General features: G+C 75.3%; 1 protein-coding gene. It reads left to right on the top strand.

The genetic code is table 11. The features are described from left to right. The coding region (locus ACYVE9_RS28105) for a serine hydrolase domain-containing protein (protein WP_461030704.1) at nt 1-944 on the top strand (944 nt) is incomplete at its 5' end. Between the last annotated feature and the right edge of the window lie 103 nt (nt 945-1047).

Here is a 1047-nt window from a genome sequence, read left to right on the forward strand (position 1 = left end):
GCCCCTGGCTGGTCGTCGAGCACGCCACCGGGCTGGCCGTGCGCTGGGCGGCCCAGGGCGTGCCGGCCGCCGCACCGGTCCCGGCACGCACCGGCACGCCCTTCGACCTCGCTTCCGTCAGCAAGCTCTACACCGCCGTCGTCGCCGTCCAGCAGCACGAGCGCGGAACCCTGGGACTGGACGACGAAGTCGCCGCCCACGTCCCGGAGTTCGCGGCGAACGGCAAGAGCCGGGTCACGGTACGGCAGCTGCTCACGCACACCTCGGGGCTGCGCCCCGAGCTGCCGTTCCACGACGGGCACGGCCTGGAGCTGCTGTGGGCCGACGGCCTCGTCCGGCCCCCGGGCACCTACCTGTACTCCGACCTCAACCTCATCGCGCTCCAGCAGGTGCTGGAACGGATCACCGGCCGCCCCCTCGACGCACTGGTGGCCGAGGGCGTCACCGGTCCGCTCGGCATGACCGGCACCCGCTACGGTCCGGTGCCGGCCGCGGCCGCCACCGAGGATCAGCGCCGGCCGCACGCCAAGGCCGACCGCGGCATGCTGCGCGGCGTCGTCCACGACGAGAACGCCCACGCGCTCGGTGGCGTCGCCGGGCACGCCGGACTGTTCGCACCGGCCCGCGACCTGGCGGTGCTGTGCCGGGCGCTGCTCGGCGGTGGCTCCCACGACGGCACCCGGGTGCTCACCCCCGAGTCGGTGGACCTGCTGCTCGGCGGCCTCGGTTTCGCCGTCGACCAGCGGTACTTCATGGGCGAGCTGGCCGGGAGGGGCGCGGCGGGCCACTGCGGCTTCACCGGGACCAGCCTGGTGCTGGACCGGGCCACCGACACCTTCCTGGTGCTGCTCGCCAACACCGTGCACCCGGTGCGCCCGTCCCGCCCCGACAGCTCGCCGAGGGCCGCGGCGGCCACGCGGCTGGCGCGTGCGGTGCGTCCCTAGACTGTCCCGGTGATCGACGCAGAACTACGGGCGGCCCTCGCCGCCGTCCTCGACGGCCTGCCGCCCCGGCAAGACACCGCAGCGGTGGAGCGGCTGATGGCCG

Source organism: Streptomyces sparsus (genome assembly GCF_054776295.1).